The sequence below is a fragment of the Pseudosulfitobacter koreensis genome (assembly GCF_024733015.1).
GTDB classification, from domain to species: domain Bacteria; phylum Pseudomonadota; class Alphaproteobacteria; order Rhodobacterales; family Rhodobacteraceae; genus Pseudosulfitobacter; species Pseudosulfitobacter koreensis.
On sequence record NZ_JANKJG010000003.1, the window covers coordinates 1 to 13,974 of the forward strand.

The 13,974-nt window shown below is 59.7% G+C and carries 22 protein-coding genes; 17 read left to right on the forward strand and 5 right to left on the reverse strand.

The annotated features are described in order from the left end of the window. On the forward strand, nt 1-362 hold a 362-nt coding region (locus tag NTA49_RS05365; RefSeq protein ID WP_456300292.1), incomplete at its 5' end, for an EF-Tu C-terminal domain-related protein. Between the two features lie 105 nt (nt 363-467). Here the strand turns inward: NTA49_RS05365 and NTA49_RS05370 are convergent. The 3 genes from NTA49_RS05370 to NTA49_RS05380 form a co-directional block, all read right to left on the reverse strand. Next, entirely contained in the window at nt 468-1,139 is a 672-nt protein-coding gene (locus NTA49_RS05370; RefSeq protein ID WP_258293639.1) for a Hint domain-containing protein, read from the reverse strand. Between the two features lie 319 nt (nt 1,140-1,458). Beyond that, a complete protein-coding gene (locus NTA49_RS05375) occupies nt 1,459-2,943 on the reverse strand; it encodes an inorganic phosphate transporter (protein ID WP_258293640.1) in 1,485 nt (494 codons plus the stop codon). Nucleotides 2,944-3,021: 78 nt separating this feature from the next. Next, nucleotides 3,022-3,435: an NUDIX hydrolase gene (locus tag NTA49_RS05380; RefSeq protein ID WP_258293641.1), complete on the reverse strand. Its 414-nt coding sequence runs from the start codon at nt 3,433-3,435 to the stop codon at nt 3,022-3,024. Nucleotides 3,436-3,750: 315 nt separating this feature from the next. Here NTA49_RS05380 and rpsJ point away from each other — a divergent pair, with 315 nt between their 5' ends. The 11 genes from rpsJ to NTA49_RS05435 all read left to right on the forward strand — a co-directional run bounded on the left by rpsJ (nt 3,751) and on the right by NTA49_RS05435 (nt 10,564). Beyond that, nucleotides 3,751-4,068 carry a 30S ribosomal protein S10 gene (gene rpsJ, locus NTA49_RS05385; RefSeq protein ID WP_258293642.1) on the forward strand — a complete coding sequence of 106 codons (318 nt, stop codon included), beginning with the start codon at nt 3,751-3,753 and terminating at the stop codon, nt 4,066-4,068. 18 nt (nt 4,069-4,086) lie between these two features. Beyond that, nucleotides 4,087-4,962, forward strand: a complete 876-nt coding sequence (gene rplC / locus NTA49_RS05390) for a 50S ribosomal protein L3 (RefSeq protein WP_261368163.1) — start codon at nt 4,087-4,089, stop codon at nt 4,960-4,962. Next, the gene (gene rplD, locus NTA49_RS05395) at nt 4,959-5,576 is read left to right on the forward strand and encodes a 50S ribosomal protein L4 (protein WP_258293643.1); all 618 of its coding nucleotides are present in this window, start codon (nt 4,959-4,961) and stop codon (nt 5,574-5,576) included. Before rplC ends, rplD begins: the two co-directional genes overlap by 4 nt. Continuing rightward, a complete protein-coding gene (locus NTA49_RS05400) occupies nt 5,573-5,869 on the forward strand; it encodes a 50S ribosomal protein L23 (protein WP_258293644.1) in 297 nt (98 codons plus the stop codon). Before rplD ends, NTA49_RS05400 begins: the two co-directional genes overlap by 4 nt. Before the next feature lie 236 nt (nt 5,870-6,105). Beyond that, the gene (locus NTA49_RS05405) at nt 6,106-7,179 is read left to right on the forward strand and encodes a PRC-barrel domain-containing protein (protein WP_258293645.1); all 1,074 of its coding nucleotides are present in this window, start codon (nt 6,106-6,108) and stop codon (nt 7,177-7,179) included. Between the two features lie 316 nt (nt 7,180-7,495). Continuing rightward, nucleotides 7,496-8,338 carry a 50S ribosomal protein L2 gene (gene rplB / locus NTA49_RS05410; RefSeq protein WP_258293646.1) on the forward strand — a complete coding sequence of 281 codons (843 nt, stop codon included), beginning with the start codon at nt 7,496-7,498 and terminating at the stop codon, nt 8,336-8,338. A 3-nt stretch (nt 8,339-8,341) separates the two neighbouring features. After that, nucleotides 8,342-8,620, forward strand: coding sequence for a 30S ribosomal protein S19 (gene rpsS, locus NTA49_RS05415; RefSeq protein WP_258293647.1), 279 nt, complete (start codon nt 8,342-8,344; stop codon nt 8,618-8,620). Further along, entirely contained in the window at nt 8,617-8,997 is a 381-nt protein-coding gene (gene rplV, locus NTA49_RS05420) for a 50S ribosomal protein L22 (protein WP_037915861.1), read from the forward strand. Before rpsS ends, rplV begins: the two co-directional genes overlap by 4 nt. Then, nucleotides 8,997-9,704 carry a 30S ribosomal protein S3 gene (rpsC, locus tag NTA49_RS05425; RefSeq protein ID WP_258293648.1) on the forward strand — a complete coding sequence of 236 codons (708 nt, stop codon included), beginning with the start codon at nt 8,997-8,999 and terminating at the stop codon, nt 9,702-9,704. The genes rplV and rpsC overlap by 1 nt, the downstream gene beginning before the upstream one ends. A 12-nt stretch (nt 9,705-9,716) precedes the next feature. After that, nucleotides 9,717-10,130, forward strand: a complete 414-nt coding sequence (gene rplP, locus NTA49_RS05430; RefSeq protein WP_231035679.1) for a 50S ribosomal protein L16 — start codon at nt 9,717-9,719, stop codon at nt 10,128-10,130. Nucleotides 10,131-10,357: 227 nt separating this feature from the next. Next, a complete protein-coding gene (locus NTA49_RS05435; protein ID WP_258293649.1) occupies nt 10,358-10,564 on the forward strand; it encodes a hypothetical protein in 207 nt (68 codons plus the stop codon). A gap of 24 nt (nt 10,565-10,588) precedes the next feature. On the opposite strand, the gene NTA49_RS05440 is transcribed toward NTA49_RS05435, so the two are convergent. Beyond that, nucleotides 10,589-11,209 carry a 2OG-Fe(II) oxygenase family protein gene (locus NTA49_RS05440; RefSeq protein WP_258293650.1) on the reverse strand — a complete coding sequence of 207 codons (621 nt, stop codon included), beginning with the start codon at nt 11,207-11,209 and terminating at the stop codon, nt 10,589-10,591. Nucleotides 11,210-11,233: 24 nt separating this feature from the next. Further along, on the reverse strand, nt 11,234-11,986 hold the full coding sequence (locus tag NTA49_RS05445; RefSeq protein WP_258293651.1) for an SDR family NAD(P)-dependent oxidoreductase: 753 nt from the start codon (nt 11,984-11,986) through the stop codon (nt 11,234-11,236). Between the two features lie 217 nt (nt 11,987-12,203). Here NTA49_RS05445 and rpmC point away from each other — a divergent pair, with 217 nt between their 5' ends. The 5 genes from rpmC (at nt 12,204) to rplE (ending at nt 13,971) form a co-directional block, all read left to right on the forward strand. Then, on the forward strand, nt 12,204-12,410 hold the full coding sequence (gene rpmC / locus NTA49_RS05450) for a 50S ribosomal protein L29 (protein WP_258293652.1): 207 nt from the start codon (nt 12,204-12,206) through the stop codon (nt 12,408-12,410). Between the two features lie 11 nt (nt 12,411-12,421). Next, nucleotides 12,422-12,661 carry a 30S ribosomal protein S17 gene (gene rpsQ / locus NTA49_RS05455; RefSeq protein WP_258293653.1) on the forward strand — a complete coding sequence of 80 codons (240 nt, stop codon included), beginning with the start codon at nt 12,422-12,424 and terminating at the stop codon, nt 12,659-12,661. Nucleotides 12,662-12,734: 73 nt separating this feature from the next. Continuing rightward, nucleotides 12,735-13,103 carry a 50S ribosomal protein L14 gene (rplN, locus tag NTA49_RS05460; RefSeq protein ID WP_013963207.1) on the forward strand — a complete coding sequence of 123 codons (369 nt, stop codon included), beginning with the start codon at nt 12,735-12,737 and terminating at the stop codon, nt 13,101-13,103. Then, nucleotides 13,103-13,408 (forward strand): 50S ribosomal protein L24, encoded by a 306-nt coding sequence (gene rplX / locus NTA49_RS05465; protein WP_258293654.1) that lies wholly within the window; start codon nt 13,103-13,105, stop codon nt 13,406-13,408. The genes rplN and rplX overlap by 1 nt, the downstream gene beginning before the upstream one ends. Beyond that, nucleotides 13,408-13,971, forward strand: coding sequence for a 50S ribosomal protein L5 (gene rplE / locus NTA49_RS05470; protein ID WP_258293655.1), 564 nt, complete (start codon nt 13,408-13,410; stop codon nt 13,969-13,971). Before rplX ends, rplE begins: the two co-directional genes overlap by 1 nt. Nucleotides 13,972-13,974 lie beyond the last annotated feature (3 nt).

Below are 13,974 nucleotides of genomic sequence, written 5' to 3' on the forward strand. Positions count from 1 at the left end.
TCGGCGCTCTGCTGCGCGGTATCGACCGTGAAGGCGTCGAGCGTGGTCAGGTTCTTTGCAAGCCCGGCTCCGTGAAGCCGCACACCAAGTTCGAAGCCGAAGCCTACATCCTGACCAAGGATGAGGGCGGCCGTCACACGCCGTTCTTCGCGAACTACCGTCCGCAGTTCTACTTCCGGACCACAGACGTGACCGGCACCGTGAACCTGCCCGAAGGCACGGAAATGGTGATGCCCGGCGACAACCTGAAGTTCGACGTTGAGCTGATTGCACCGGTCGCGATGGAGCAGGGCCTGCGCTTTGCGATCCGCGAAGGTGGCCGCACAGTCGGCGCCGGCGTGGTGGCGAAAATCACCGAGTAAGGTATCTGGGTGGGCTCTCGGGCCCGCCTGACGCCGAGACAAAGAAAAGGCCGCAGCGGATGCTGCGGCCTTTTTCATGTGCGGTGTCGCTGATGTGCTCGTCCCCTATCGGATCGGCAAATTGGGCAATCTCTGCGCGTATTCCTTCTCGGCAGCGGCTTGCGCATACATGTTTTCAGCGTCTGCAGCAGAGGGGGAGAGTTCGGGAAAGAGATCCACAAATCCATTCTCGGGAGTGTCTCGTTTAGCCGCTGCTTTCGTGTTACCCGGTTGAAGGCTGTCTGACCAAAGCCCGTCGCCCATGACGACGGGGTGTCGGTCAAGAACCAGGTGAATATACGTGATATCGGTCGCCCCGACCTGCTCGATCCCGTCGCGGTCCAGCAACGTGTTGACGCATACCATCGCTTCGGGCGCGTTATCGGTGCTGGCAATCAGCACACGCTGGTTGGGGTTCAGCACGGTGTCGTGCGTGGGTTGCTGGGGCCCCAGCGCGCCCTTGAGGACCCGAATGGGCTGCAGCTGCGGGTTCTGGCCAAGCTCTGCCGCGGTCAGATCACTGGAAGCGATCCAGCGGATGCTTTGATGCCCCTGATCGCGGGTCAGCACCTCGTCATCGACTTTCAGCTTTTCGACGGCGACCAGACCCTTTCGGGTCGAAATCCGCGTTCCCGTTGTAAAGCTCACCATGCGGCGCTCCAGATCCGGAACGGCGGTTCTCTTCATCTCGTCGGCTGTCGGTGTATCGGGCGTGCTTTGCGTATCGGGATTGGTCATTGCTCAGGCTCCGGTTGTTTGGCGACCGCCCCGGCAACTGCGTCGACCGCGGACGATGCTTGCTCGTTTGATCCGCCTTTCGAGCCTGTCCGAAACGGGCAGGCTTGGCGCGGATTTCTCCCTGGATTTTACACGCAAAGCGGGAGCCGCGCGAGGCTGCGCACGCGCTTGCGCGTGGCTGTCACAGGTATAAGCAAGTTCTCGCGCGTTTTGGTTTCCGGTCCGGGATCAATGCATGGCCTTGGACTGAACTGTCGCCCGTTCACGCTTTAGGCGAGCTTGGCGTGACGAATCACCTAAGGCGCGCAGGCTTGTAGGCCTAACCTGCAACGCTCTGGATGCCAAAAAAGATCACCGCAGAAAGCGTTGCCGCTGCTGGAACCGTGATCACCCAGGCGGCGATGATCGTCAGAAAGTGCGAGCGGCGCACCAGTTTGCGGCGCCTGCGTTCTTCCGGCCCGTAGCTTGCGCGCTCGGGCATGGCAAGCTTGGCCTTGCGGATGCGCCGTTCAGCGTCCCATTCGCGAAAGAACCCGACGCCAAACACGCCGCCCACGGCGATATGCGTCGAGCTGACGGGCAGGCCAAGCCAACTGGCAACGATCACCGTGATCGCCGCCGAAAGCGCCACGCAATAGGCGCGCATCGGGTTCAGTTTGGTGATCTGGCCGCCGACCATGCGGATCAGCTTGGGCCCGAAGAGGAACAACCCGAAGGAGATGCCGAACGCCCCCATGACCATCACCCAGGTCGGGATGCTGACGACATCGGTGAAACTGCCGGTGCCCGACGCCTGCACGATGGCAGCAAGGGGCCCCACGGCGTTGGCCACATCGTTGGCGCCATGGGCAAAGCTGAGCAGGGCCGCAGAGACGATCAGCGGGATGCCGAACAGCACCTTGAGCGATTTGTTGCGGTTTTCCAGCCCCTTGGACTGTTTGCGGATCAACGGGATCATAACCACCCATGTCAGCACCCCGACGCCCACGCCGATCAGCACGGCAGTGGGCAGTGTAATATCGAGCACTTTGCCAAGCCCCTTGAGCGCCAGATAGGTGGCAAAGGTGCCCGACATGATGCCGACGAGGACCGGCACCCAGATGCGGGCAGCCGCGATCTTGTCGTCGCGGTAGATGATGCGGGATTTGATCAGCGCCAGAAACAGCGCAGCGACGACCCCGCCCAGCACCGGGGAAATAACCCAGCTGGCGGCAATTGCGCTCATCGTCGGCCAGTTTACGGCGGTGAAACCGGCGGCTGCGATGCCAGCGCCCATGACGCCGCCCACGACCGAATGCGTGGTGGACACGGGCGCGCCGACCCAGGTGGCAAGGTTGATCCAGAGCGCCGCAGACAGCAGAGCGGCCATCATCGCCCATATGAATACAGTCGCGGTGCCCATGCTTTGCGGGGCGATGATGCCCTTGGCGATGGTCGACACCACGTCGCCCCCGGCCAGCAATGCACCGGCACTTTCAAAAACCACGGCGATGGCAATAGCGCCGCCCATGGTCAGTGCGTTCGCGCCCACTGCCGGCCCCATGTTGTTGGCAACATCGTTGGCACCGATGTTCAACGCCATATAGGCCCCAAGGCAGGCAGCCACGACGACGATCAGGGTGTTGTTGGCCTGGCCAAAGAACAATGCCGCCGCCAGGCCCGCCATAACCACAAAGATCAGGGCGATGCCCGTGCTGACCATTGGGCGCGCAACATAAAGCGCCGCCATTTCCGCATTGGAAAAGCGGTTAAGGTCGCGATCAAGGGTGTCTAGGTGGCGCGGGTCGCCTTCGGTGTTGCTCATGTGTCCGGTCCCTTCGAGGTTGACCGTACTTGCCCGATACGTGCCGGACGTTCAAGCGCAGGCCAGCATCACGTGACGCTACATCTGGCGCAAAATCATCTGAAGTTCCGGTTCGGCCACCATATCGGCAGCTTCCCTCGGCTTGACCCACTTGCGCTTGCGCTCGTGCGCTTCGGGGAAATCTTCGCTCAGTTCGCTGACCGCGACCGAGTAGACCAGCGTTTCCACGGGCATGTCCCAGCCTGTGTTCTGGCGTTTGTCATAGGTATAGGTACCGATGGGCGCCTCAATCGCCTTGCTGTTGCGCACTCCGGCCTCTTCCCAGGCTTCTTGCAATGCCGCCTCGGACGATTTTAGTCCGCGGATCGGCCAGCCCTTCGGGATGATCCACCTCCCGGTGCCCCGGCTGGTGACCAGCAACACCTCGGTGTCGTCACCCTTTGAGCGGTGGCACAGCGCCGCCACCTGCAAACGCCGGGGGCGCTGCAGCATCGGGGCAAAAGTGTATCCCCAGATTTTTGCAAGAACTTTCAACATATGCGACTGCTCAACGATCTACTTGTTTTTTTTGTTTAATATAGAGTAGCAGAGGGATTATGCAAAATTTCCCTAACGCAAACCCTGTTTTGCGTCTCAAGTTTTTGCCAGATGCCCATTGCATTTGCACCCGACTCCTCGTAAACGGCCCAAGTTCTCTGAAGGGTGCGCCTATGCGTGCCCTTCTTGGTTCTACACCACACGCGATGAGGGGAGGCGATGAGCGTCTTTCCTCCAATCCGTAGAAATCCCAAGTCAAGGGATATGCACATGGCACAAAGCCAAAACATTCGCATTCGCCTCAAGGCGTTTGACTACCGGGTACTTGACAGTTCCACACAGGAAATCGTCAGCACCGCGAAGCGCACAGGCGCTTCGGTTCGCGGCCCAATTCCGCTGCCGAACAAGATCGAGAAATTCACCGTTCTGCGTGGCCCCCACGTTGACAAAAAATCCCGTGACCAGTTCGAGATCCGCACGCACAAGCGCCTGCTGGACATCGTTGATCCGACTCCCCAGACCGTGGACGCGCTGATGAAGCTCGACCTGGCCGCTGGTGTGGACGTCGAGATCAAGCTGCAATCGTAAGCGTAGGAGGGTAATCATATGTTGCGCTCAGGCGTTATCGCGAAAAAAGTCGGCATGACCCGGCTGTTCATGGAAGACGGCAAGCAGATCCCTGTGACCGTTCTCCAACTCGACAAACTGCAGGTCGTTGCCCAACGTACACCCGAGAAAGACGGTTATACTGCCGTTCAGCTGGGTGCGGGCACCGCCAAAGTCAAACGCACAAGTCAGGCGATGCGCGGCCACTTTGCCGCCGCTTCGGTTGAACCCAAGCGTAAGGTCGCGGAATTCCGCGTCGACCCCGAGGCCATGCTGGCCGTGGGCGAGGAAATCATTGCTGACCACTATTTCGAAGGTCAGTTCGTGGATGTGGCAGGCACCTCCATCGGTAAAGGTTTTGCCGGTGCGATGAAGCGTCACAACTTCGGTGGTCTGCGCGCGTCGCACGGTGTTTCGATCTCGCACCGTTCGCACGGCTCGACAGGTCAGTGTCAGGATCCGGGCAAGGTTTTTAAAGGCAAGAAGATGGCCGGTCACATGGGCGCTGCCCGTGTCACCACACAAAACCTGCAAGTGATCCGCACCGACAGCGACCGTGGCCTGATCATGGTCAAGGGCGCCGTTCCCGGTTCCAAAGGCGGCTGGGTCACAGTCAAGGACGCGGTCAAGAAACCGTTCCCCGACAGTGCAATCCTGCCCGCAGCCCTGAAATCCGCAGCCGACGAAGCCGCCAAAGCCGCTGAAGAAGCCGCCGCAGCCGCCGCAGCCGAAGCAGAAGCAGAAGCAAAGCGTCTGGCCGAAGAGCAAGCCGCAGCCGAAGCCGAAGCGCTGAAAGCCGCTGAAGCCGATATCGCTTCCGAAGGTTCTGACGCCGACAACTCGGACGCCGAAGACAAGAAAGAAGGTGACGCATGAAATTCGATGTCATCCAAATGGACGGCGGAAAAGCCGGATCGGTAGAGTTGGACGAGGCCCTGTTCGGTCTCGAGCCGCGCGCCGACATCCTGCACCGCGTCGTGCGCTGGCAGCGTAACAACGCCCAGCAAGGTACCCACAAGGTCAAGACACGCTCGGAAGTGAGCTACTCGACCAAGAAGATCTATCGCCAGAAGGGCACCGGCGGCGCACGCCACGGCGCACGCTCTGCTCCGATCTTTCGCAAAGGTGGTATCTATAAGGGTCCGACCCCGCGTTCGCACGGCCACGAGCTGACCAAGAAGTTCCGCAAACTGGGCCTGCGTCACGCACTCAGCGCCAAGATGAAAGCGGGCGAACTGGTCATCATCGACCAGGCGACTGCCGCCGGTAAAACCGCCGCTCTGGCCAAACAGGTCAAGGATCTGGGCTGGAAACGCGCGCTGATCGTCGACGGAGCTTCGGTTAACGAAGAGTTCCTGATCGCCGCACGCAACATCGAAGGTCTGGATATCCTGCCGTCGATGGGCGCAAACGTCTATGACATCCTGAAAAGTGACACTCTGGTGATCACCAAGGCAGGTGTCGAAGCACTGGAGGCCCGTTTGAAATGAGCGCCAAAGCAAACCACTATGACGTGATCCGCAAGCCGATCATCACCGAGAAGGCAACGATGGCATCCGAAGCCAATGCCGTTGTGTTCGAAGTGGCGATGGACAGCAACAAGCCGATGATCAAGGAGGCTGTCGAAGCCGTCTTTGGCGTCAAGGTGAAAGCGGTCAACACGTCCATCACCAAAGGCAAGACCAAGCGGTTCCGCGGCCAGCCCGGCCGTCGTCGCGACGTCAAGAAAGCCTATGTGACCCTCGAAGAGGGCAACACGATCGACATCTCTTCGGGGCTGTAAGTCGTCTCGCACATTATTGGAAAGCCCCGGTCGCGCAAGCAGCCGGGGCTTTTTGGTTTTGGTCTATTCGCCTGGTCAGGGCGTCCGTGGTCCGGGCCGCTGAAACGATTTTGCCATCGAAAAGTTCCGTAAATAATCTTCAACTTTTTTCGGAACGTCGGCGACATTGGCTTGTTCCTTTTTCATGCAGCGGGGCGTTCTCAGCTCCGCAGAATGAACGAAAATGGGAGATCCAAATGACCTTATATTCAAAACAACTCTTGGCGGGCGTATCCGCCGTAGCCCTGCTTGCAGCCGCACCGCTGGCCGCACAGACTTCGGACGAACCCGCAGCCACGGCTGATGTCGCAGGCGGCCAGGTTGTCGTCGAGCAGGAAGACGCAACCGTTGACGTGACCGTACCCGACCCCGATGTGAACGTCTCGCAAGAGGCGCCTGTCGTTACTGTCGAGCAGGGCCAGCCCGAAGTGACAGTGGCCGTGCCTGAACCGACCGTGCGCGTGCAGCAACAAGCGCCGATCATCACCGTCGAGCAGGCGCAGCCGCAGGTCACCGTCCGCATCCCCGAGCCTGTCGTGACCGTCATGGTGCCGCAGCCCGAAGTCGACGTTGAAACCGGCGAGCCGATCGTGGATCTGGAGCAACCGGAACCCGTCGTGCGCTTCGTGCGCCCCGAGCCGCGGATCACCATCGAGGAAGCCGAGCCGCGCATCACAGTCGAGAGCGCCGAGGCGAACGTGAACGTCGCCGCTGCCGAAAACCCCGAAGTGAGCGTCGAGCGCAGCGAAGCCGAGGTGAACGTGCAGCAAGGTGAGGACGCCAATGTCGTCGTCGGTGCGGCACCGCAGCCCGAAGTAAACGTCGAAGGCGCAGATCAGGCCGACATCGACGTCATGCAGCAGCAGGCGCGAGTCGTGTTGGAAGACTACAACGCCGACGAACAGGGCAATATGGCGGAAGCAGATCGCGAGCGCTATCAGGCCGAGGTCGCGGTTCTGCCGATCTTCCGTCTACGCGTTGAGGAACTTACCGGCCGCAACGTCGCCACCGAAATGGGTGAAGACGTGGGCGAGATCGACGCAGTCGGCATGCGTGGCGACACGCTGGTCGCCATCGTCGGTGTCGGTGGCTTCCTCGGTATGGGCGAAAACAACGTCGCCATCCCGCTTGAGAAGCTGATCATGCAAGGCAACGAAGTCATCGTGCCCGGCGTGACCGAAGAGCGTCTGGAAATGATGCCCGAGTTCAACGAAGCCGAAGTGCGCGTCCTGCAGCCCGGCGTGGTCATGGCCGACGAACTTGGCATGTAATTGAGCCAACAGGCTTAGATTGCACCATAAGAGACGATGAGAAAGGCGCTTCGGCGCCTTTCTTTTTGTCTGTCGGTTGGGGTGCCTATCTGGGTGCAGGCATCTTGTTCGCGCAAACTGCGGCGCTGCCTCTGGACGGCTTGGATCGAACCTGCTAGGTCGCCCCATCGGCAGAGCCCCGGATTCGTCCGGGGCTTTGCCTTTGTTCCTGCATCAGGCGCAACTTCTGACTGTGGAACATACCAAACGGGGACCTTCGGGGCCCTACAACCACGGCGACTCCGGTCGCTGACAAGCAAAACGGAAGACAGCAAACATGGCACTTAAGTCGTATAAGCCGACGACGCCGGGCCAGCGCGGGCTGGTACTGATCGACCGTTCGGAGCTTTGGAAAGGCCGCCCGGTCAAAGCCCTCACAGAGGGTCTGACCAAGAATGGCGGACGGAACAACACCGGACGGATCACGATGCGCCGCAAAGGCGGTGGGGCGAAACGCCTCTACCGGATCGTCGATTTCAAGCGTAACAAATTTGACGTGGCGGCCACAGTCGTCCGCATCGAATATGACCCCAACCGGACCGCGTTCATCGCACTGGTGCAATACGAGGACGGCGAGCAAGCCTATGTTCTCGCGCCCCAGCGTCTGGCAGTGGCGGACAAGATCGTGTCGAGCCAAAAGGCCGACATCAAACCCGGTAACGCGATGCCTTTCTCGGGCATGCCCATCGGTACAATCGTACACAACATCGAAATGAAGCCCGGCAAGGGTGGTCAGATCGCGCGTGCCGCAGGCACCTACGCCCAGTTCGTAGGCCGTGACGGTGGCTACGCTCAGATCCGCCTGTCGTCCGGTGAACTGCGTCTGGTGCGTCAGGAATGCATGGCCACCGTCGGTGCCGTGTCGAACCCCGACAACTCGAACCAGAACTACGGTAAAGCGGGCCGCATGCGTCACAAGGGCATCCGCCCATCTGTGCGTGGTGTCGTCATGAACCCGATCGACCACCCCCACGGTGGTGGTGAAGGCCGTACATCGGGTGGTCGTCACCCTGTATCGCCATGGGGCAAACCGACCAAGGGTGCTCGTACCCGCAACAAAAACAAAGCGTCGCAAAAGCTGATCATCCGCTCGCGTCACGCCAAGAAGAAGGGGCGCTAATAGATGTCTCGTTCCGTATGGAAAGGCCCGTTCGTCGACAGCTACGTCCTGAAAAAGGCCGAAGCGTCGCGTGAAGGCGGCCGCAAAGAAGTGATCAAGATCTGGTCGCGTCGCTCAACCATCCTGCCCCAGTTCGTGGGCCTCACATTTGGCGTGTACAACGGCCACAAGCATATCCCGGTGAACGTCTCCGAAGATATGATCGGCCAGAAGTTCGGTGAATATTCCCCGACGCGTACCTATTATGGTCACGCCGCTGACAAGAAGGCGAAACGCAAATGAGCAAGGATAAGAATCCGCGCCGCGTGGCCGACAATGAAGCCATGGCAAAAACCCGCATGCTGCGCACCAGCCCTCAGAAGCTGAACCTGGTCGCACAGATGATCCGCGGCAAGAAAGTCGACAAAGCGTTGACCGACCTGACGTTCTCGAAAAAGCGTATCGCGCAGGACGTGAAGAAATGCCTTCAGTCCGCCATCGCGAACGCCGAGAACAACCACAATCTGGATGTTGACGAACTGATCGTCGCAGAAGCCTGGGTTGGTAAAAACCTGACGCTGAAACGCGGTCGTCCGCGCGCTCGTGGCCGGTTCGGCAAGATCATGAAGCCGTTTGCCGAAATCACGATCAAAGTGCGTCAAGTCGAGGAGCAAGCCTGATGGGTAACAAAGTCAATCCGATCGGTATGCGTCTTCAGGTCAACCGCACCTGGGACAGCCGCTGGTACGCCGACACCAAGGACTACGGGAATCTTCTGCTGGAAGACCTGAAGATGCGCGATTTCATCAAGGAAGAGTGCAAGCAGGCCGGTATCGCCCGCGTGATCATCGAACGTCCGCACAAGAAGTGCCGCGTCACGATCCACACGGCACGTCCCGGTGTGATCATCGGCAAAAAAGGCGCCGACATCGAAGTGCTGCGCAAGAAGCTGGCCAACCTGACCGACAGCGAACTGCACCTCAACATCGTTGAAGTGCGCAAGCCGGAACTGGATGCGGCACTGGTTGGCGAAAGCATCGCACAACAGCTGGAGCGCCGGGTGTCTTTCCGCCGCGCCATGAAGCGTGCGGTTCAGAACGCCATGCGTATGGGTGCCCTTGGCATCCGCGTGAACGTCGCCGGCCGTCTGGGCGGCGCTGAGATCGCGCGGACCGAATGGTACCGTGAAGGCCGCGTGCCTTTGCACACCTTGCGGGCCGACATTGATTACGCACACGTCGAAGCGACAACGGCTTATGGTATCATCGGGATCAAGACTTGGATCTTCAAAGGTGAAATCATGGAGCACGACCCGCAGGCGCGTGATCGTAAAGCACAAGAACTCCAGGATGGTCCTGCGCCCCGTGGCGCTGGTGGCCGTCGCTAAAGGGGAAGAGAGATGCTTCAACCAAAACGCACGAAGTTCCGCAAACAGTTCAAGGGCTCCATCAAGGGTCTGGCGAAGGGCGGGTCTGACCTGAACTTCGGCACCTATGGTCTCAAAGCCATTGAGCCTGAGCGGGTTACAGCACGTCAAATCGAAGCGGCACGCCGCGCGATGACACGTCACATGAAACGCCAGGGCCGTGTCTGGATCCGGATTTTCCCGGATGTTCCCGTCACAGCCAAGCCCATCGAAGTTCGTATGGGTAAAGGTAAGGGTTCGGTCGACCGTTGGGCGGCCAAGGTGAAACCCGGTCGTGTGATGTTTGAAATCGACGGCGTCGGTGACGACGTTGCACGCGAGGCCCTGCGCCTGGCTGCGATGAAGCTGCCGATCAAAACCCGCGTGGTTGTCCGCGAGGACTGGTAAGGATTGCGCCCAAAGGCGCAATCAGCCGGAGGCAGGGTATTTTGCAGAAATGCCCGTTCCGGCCCCGGTAATGACAAAAGGCCCCCGCTGAACGATCAGCGGGGGCTTTTTCTGTTCCAGAGACCTGACACTAGGCGACGGGCGCCAAGCCAAGTCTGGCCATCACACTCAATCCCCTTTACCCTCGCCGCAGACGACGTTCCGCCACCCACGCAAAGGCCTCCGCGATGAAACAAGTCCCCAAACCCACCACCGATGAAGACCTGATCCGCGAGTTCCTCAACAAGGGCGGCGCGGTCAAGAAGGGCAAGACCAAGCCCATGCCCGCCGACCTGGGCCTCAGCAACAACCAGTGGGGCAACAAGCTGACCAAGGAAGAGAAGGCCTTGGTGAAAGAGCAGGAAGACGCGCGCAAGGCCGCGAAGAAGAGGTAGGCATTACGCCTGCCGGGCCGCGCCTCATTCCCAACGATAGTTGAACGACACAGACACCCGCTCGTCCTCGCTCATGTTCATCGGCACTTCGTGACGCAGCCAGCTTTCCCAAAGCAGCACGTCGCCGACGGACGGGGCGATATAGATAAAGGGTTTCAACTCTTCTCGCACGTCTTTCACGCGGGGGGGCGCGGCCATCATCATGGCGTGGCGGGGGTCTTCGAACTTGATCGCGCTGGCACCTTCGGGCATCGCCACATAGGTCGTGCCGGACACCACCGAATGCGGGTGGATGTGGCCGGAATGGCTGCCGCCCTCGGGGAGGATGTTGATCCACAGATCTTCCAGAACCAGCTTGCGCCCGTCGAGGTCAAAGCCCGCGTCCTCGGCGAATGCGGCCACGTGTTTGTCCAGCGCCTTGACCAGATCGGCAAAGATCGGAAACCGCCAGGGCAGGTCGGTCAGCGAGGCATAGGAGGTATAGCCGGGAAAGCCGTTCTCCTCGCACCAGTCCTGTCCGGCTTCGTCATCGTCGGCGATTGCGTAGCATGATGCGCTCATTTCATCGGCGTCGATGGCAGGGCCATGTTCGGACAGCAGGGCGTGGTAGAGGCGGGTTACGAAAAGGGATGAAATATCGGACATGAGGGCGGCTTTCTTAGGGAAGTGTTATGAACGCAGGGCGGGCAGGCCGACGCCGGTGCTTTCAAAGCCGCCGTCCGAGGCGACGATCTGCCCGGTGACATAGCTCGCCTTGTCCGAGCAGAGGAAGGTGATGACCTCGGCAATTTCGTTCTCTGACCCGTAGCGGTTCAGCGGGATAGCGTCGTGGTAGGCATCGATGATCTCTTGCGTGTGAACCGCCATCGCCAGCTTGGTGCGTACGGGGCCGGGGCAGACGCAATTGGCGCGGATGCCGTATTCGCCCAGTTCGGCGGCCTGTTGCTTGGTCAGGTGGATCACCGCAGCCTTAGAGGTGCCGTAGGCCACGCGCAGGGTCGATGCCCGCAGGCCCGAGATCGACGCGATGTTCAAAAGTGCGCCGCGGGTTTCCTTCAGCGCCGGGACGCAGGCCTGCGAGACCAGAAAGACACCGTCGAGGTTGGTGTCCATCACGCGGCGCCAGCGGGAAAAGTCCGTCTCTTCGATCGGCCCGAAATCAGCGACACCCGCATTGTTTACCACCGCGTCGATGCGGCCAAAGCTGCGGCGCACCTCGGCGACCATCTTGTCGACCTCATCAGGGCGGGACACATCGCAGACGAAGGCGGATGCCTCGTTGATGCCCTTGGCCACGTCATTCAGTTCGTCCCCGTCGCGGTCCACCATCGCCACGCGCCAACCCTGTTCGATGAAGAGCCGTGTGGTGGCAAGGCCGATGCCGCGCGCGGCACCCGTGACAAGGGCGGTTTTCTGGGTCATGATGTTCTCGCTGATCAATGGTCTGATCCACGGGTTATCAGGTTGACCCCTGCCGGATCAATTGCCTGCAGGGAGCATCGCGATATAAGGTCGGGCATATCCCGCATAGGGGTTGCCATGTTGGTGCATCCCGCGTATTGGCACCTTTCATCATGAACTCCACCAGAATCATGGTCACCCCTCAGGGGCCTACTGGTGATGTTGAAAGGAAAATGGGATGAACGCCCAAGAACTGCGCGACATGACGCCGGACCAGCTGCGTGACAAGCTGGCCGAGCTGAAAAAGGAAAGCTTCAACCTGCGTTTTCAGCAAGCCACCGGCCAGCTGGAAAATGCGGCTTTGATCCGCACCGCGCGCCGAAATGCCGCGCGTGTGAAGACGATCCTGAACCAAAAAGCTGCCACCGCAGCCACAGCTGAATAAGGAAGGCCGACATGCCCAAGCGTATCCTGCAAGGCGTCGTGACTTCCGACGCGAACGAACAGACCATCACCGTGAACGTAGAGCGCCGCTTTACGCACCCGGTTCTGAAAAAGACCATTCGTAAGTCCAAGAAGTACCGGGCGCACGATGAAAAGAATGCCTTCAAGGTCGGCGACACAGTTCGGATTATCGAATGCGCGCCACGCTCGAAGACAAAACGCTGGGAAGTGTACGCAGGCGCTGAAGTCTGAGCCACGCTCTCAACATTAATCGAAACCCTGGGGATCAGGCACGCATCGCCCCCCAAAGGTCGGGAGAAACCAAATGATCCAGATGCAAACCAACCTGGATGTTGCTGACAACAGCGGCGCTCGCCGTGTTCAGTGCATCAAGGTGCTGGGTGGTTCCAAGCGTAAATACGCATCCGTCGGCGACATCATTGTCGTGTCGGTCAAGGAAGCCATTCCGCGCGGCCGTGTGAAAAAAGGGGACGTCCGCAAGGCCGTCGTCGTGCGCACCGCCAAGGAAGTTCGTCGTGACGATGGCACCGCCATCCGCTTCGACCGCAACGCCGCCGTCATCCTGAACAACAACAACGAGCCCATCGGTACACGTATCTTTGGCCCGGTTGTTCGCGAACTGCGCGCCAAGAACTTCATGAAAATCATCTCGCTGGCTCCGGAGGTGCTCTGATGGCTGCGAAACTCAAAAAAGGCGACAAGGTCGTCATGCTCACCGGCAAGGACAAAGGCAAGCAGGGCACAGTGTCCTCGGTTGACCCCAAGTCGAACAAAGCCGTGGTCGATGGCCTGAACATCGCCATCCGCGCCACACGTCAAAGCCAGACCACGCAAGGCGGCCGCATCCCCAAGGCGATGCCGGTCGATCTGAGCAATCTGGCTCTGCTGGACGCAAACGGAAAAGCCACACGCGTGGGCTTCAAAATGGAAGGCGACAAGAAAGTGCGCTTTGCCAAGACAACAGGGGACGTGATCTGATGCTCGACGACGCAAAATACACACCCCGCCTCCGGGAGCAGTACCGCGACACAGTCCGCGCTGCCCTGAAAGAAGAGTTCGGTTACAAGAACGAGATGCAAATCCCGCGTCTGGACAAGATCGTCCTGAACATCGGTTGTGGTGCAGAAGCTGTCCGTGACAGCAAGAAAGCCAAATCCGCCCAGGAAGACCTGTCCGCGATCGCTGGCCAGAAGGCACTGACCACCGTTGCCAAGAAATCCATCGCGGGTTTCCGGGTGCGTGAAGACATGCCTTTGGGTGCCAAAGTCACCCTGCGTGGCGACCGCATGTACGAATTCCTCGATCGCCTGATCACAATTGCAATGCCTCGTATCCGCGACTTCCGCGGCGTATCGGGCAAGTCTTTCGACGGCCGTGGCAACTATGCCATGGGCATGAAAGAGCACATCGTGTTCCCTGAAATCAACTTTGATAAAGTTGACGAAACCTGGGGCATGGACATCGTGATCGCCACGACGGCGAAAACCGACGCAGAAGCCAAGGCGCTGTTGAAAGCTTTCAACATGCCCTTCAATTCTTAAGCG

Coding starts and splice junctions, on each gene's coding strand:
- rplE (WP_258293655.1), top strand. CDS start 13,408: ATGCTCGACGACGCAAAATACACACCCCGCCTCCGGGAGCAGTACCGC.
- NTA49_RS05370 (WP_258293639.1), bottom strand. CDS start 1,139: ATGACCAATCCCGATACGCAAAGCACGCCCGATACACCGACAGCCGAC.
- rpsQ (WP_258293653.1), top strand. CDS start 12,422: ATGCCCAAGCGTATCCTGCAAGGCGTCGTGACTTCCGACGCGAACGAA.
- rpmC (WP_258293652.1), top strand. CDS start 12,204: ATGAACGCCCAAGAACTGCGCGACATGACGCCGGACCAGCTGCGTGAC.
- rpsJ (WP_258293642.1), top strand. CDS start 3,751: ATGGCACAAAGCCAAAACATTCGCATTCGCCTCAAGGCGTTTGACTAC.
- NTA49_RS05435 (WP_258293649.1), top strand. CDS start 10,358: ATGAAACAAGTCCCCAAACCCACCACCGATGAAGACCTGATCCGCGAG.
- NTA49_RS05440 (WP_258293650.1), bottom strand. CDS start 11,209: ATGTCCGATATTTCATCCCTTTTCGTAACCCGCCTCTACCACGCCCTG.
- rplX (WP_258293654.1), top strand. CDS start 13,103: ATGGCTGCGAAACTCAAAAAAGGCGACAAGGTCGTCATGCTCACCGGC.
- NTA49_RS05380 (WP_258293641.1), bottom strand. CDS start 3,435: ATGCTGCAGCGCCCCCGGCGTTTGCAGGTGGCGGCGCTGTGCCACCGC.
- rpsS (WP_258293647.1), top strand. CDS start 8,342: ATGTCTCGTTCCGTATGGAAAGGCCCGTTCGTCGACAGCTACGTCCTG.
- rplV (WP_037915861.1), top strand. CDS start 8,617: ATGAGCAAGGATAAGAATCCGCGCCGCGTGGCCGACAATGAAGCCATG.
- NTA49_RS05400 (WP_258293644.1), top strand. CDS start 5,573: ATGAGCGCCAAAGCAAACCACTATGACGTGATCCGCAAGCCGATCATC.
- rplN (WP_013963207.1), top strand. CDS start 12,735: ATGATCCAGATGCAAACCAACCTGGATGTTGCTGACAACAGCGGCGCT.
- NTA49_RS05405 (WP_258293645.1), top strand. CDS start 6,106: ATGACCTTATATTCAAAACAACTCTTGGCGGGCGTATCCGCCGTAGCC.
- NTA49_RS05375 (WP_258293640.1), bottom strand. CDS start 2,943: ATGAGCAACACCGAAGGCGACCCGCGCCACCTAGACACCCTTGATCGC.
- rpsC (WP_258293648.1), top strand. CDS start 8,997: ATGGGTAACAAAGTCAATCCGATCGGTATGCGTCTTCAGGTCAACCGC.
- rplB (WP_258293646.1), top strand. CDS start 7,496: ATGGCACTTAAGTCGTATAAGCCGACGACGCCGGGCCAGCGCGGGCTG.
- rplC (WP_261368163.1), top strand. CDS start 4,087: ATGTTGCGCTCAGGCGTTATCGCGAAAAAAGTCGGCATGACCCGGCTG.
- NTA49_RS05445 (WP_258293651.1), bottom strand. CDS start 11,986: ATGACCCAGAAAACCGCCCTTGTCACGGGTGCCGCGCGCGGCATCGGC.
- rplD (WP_258293643.1), top strand. CDS start 4,959: ATGAAATTCGATGTCATCCAAATGGACGGCGGAAAAGCCGGATCGGTA.
- rplP (WP_231035679.1), top strand. CDS start 9,717: ATGCTTCAACCAAAACGCACGAAGTTCCGCAAACAGTTCAAGGGCTCC.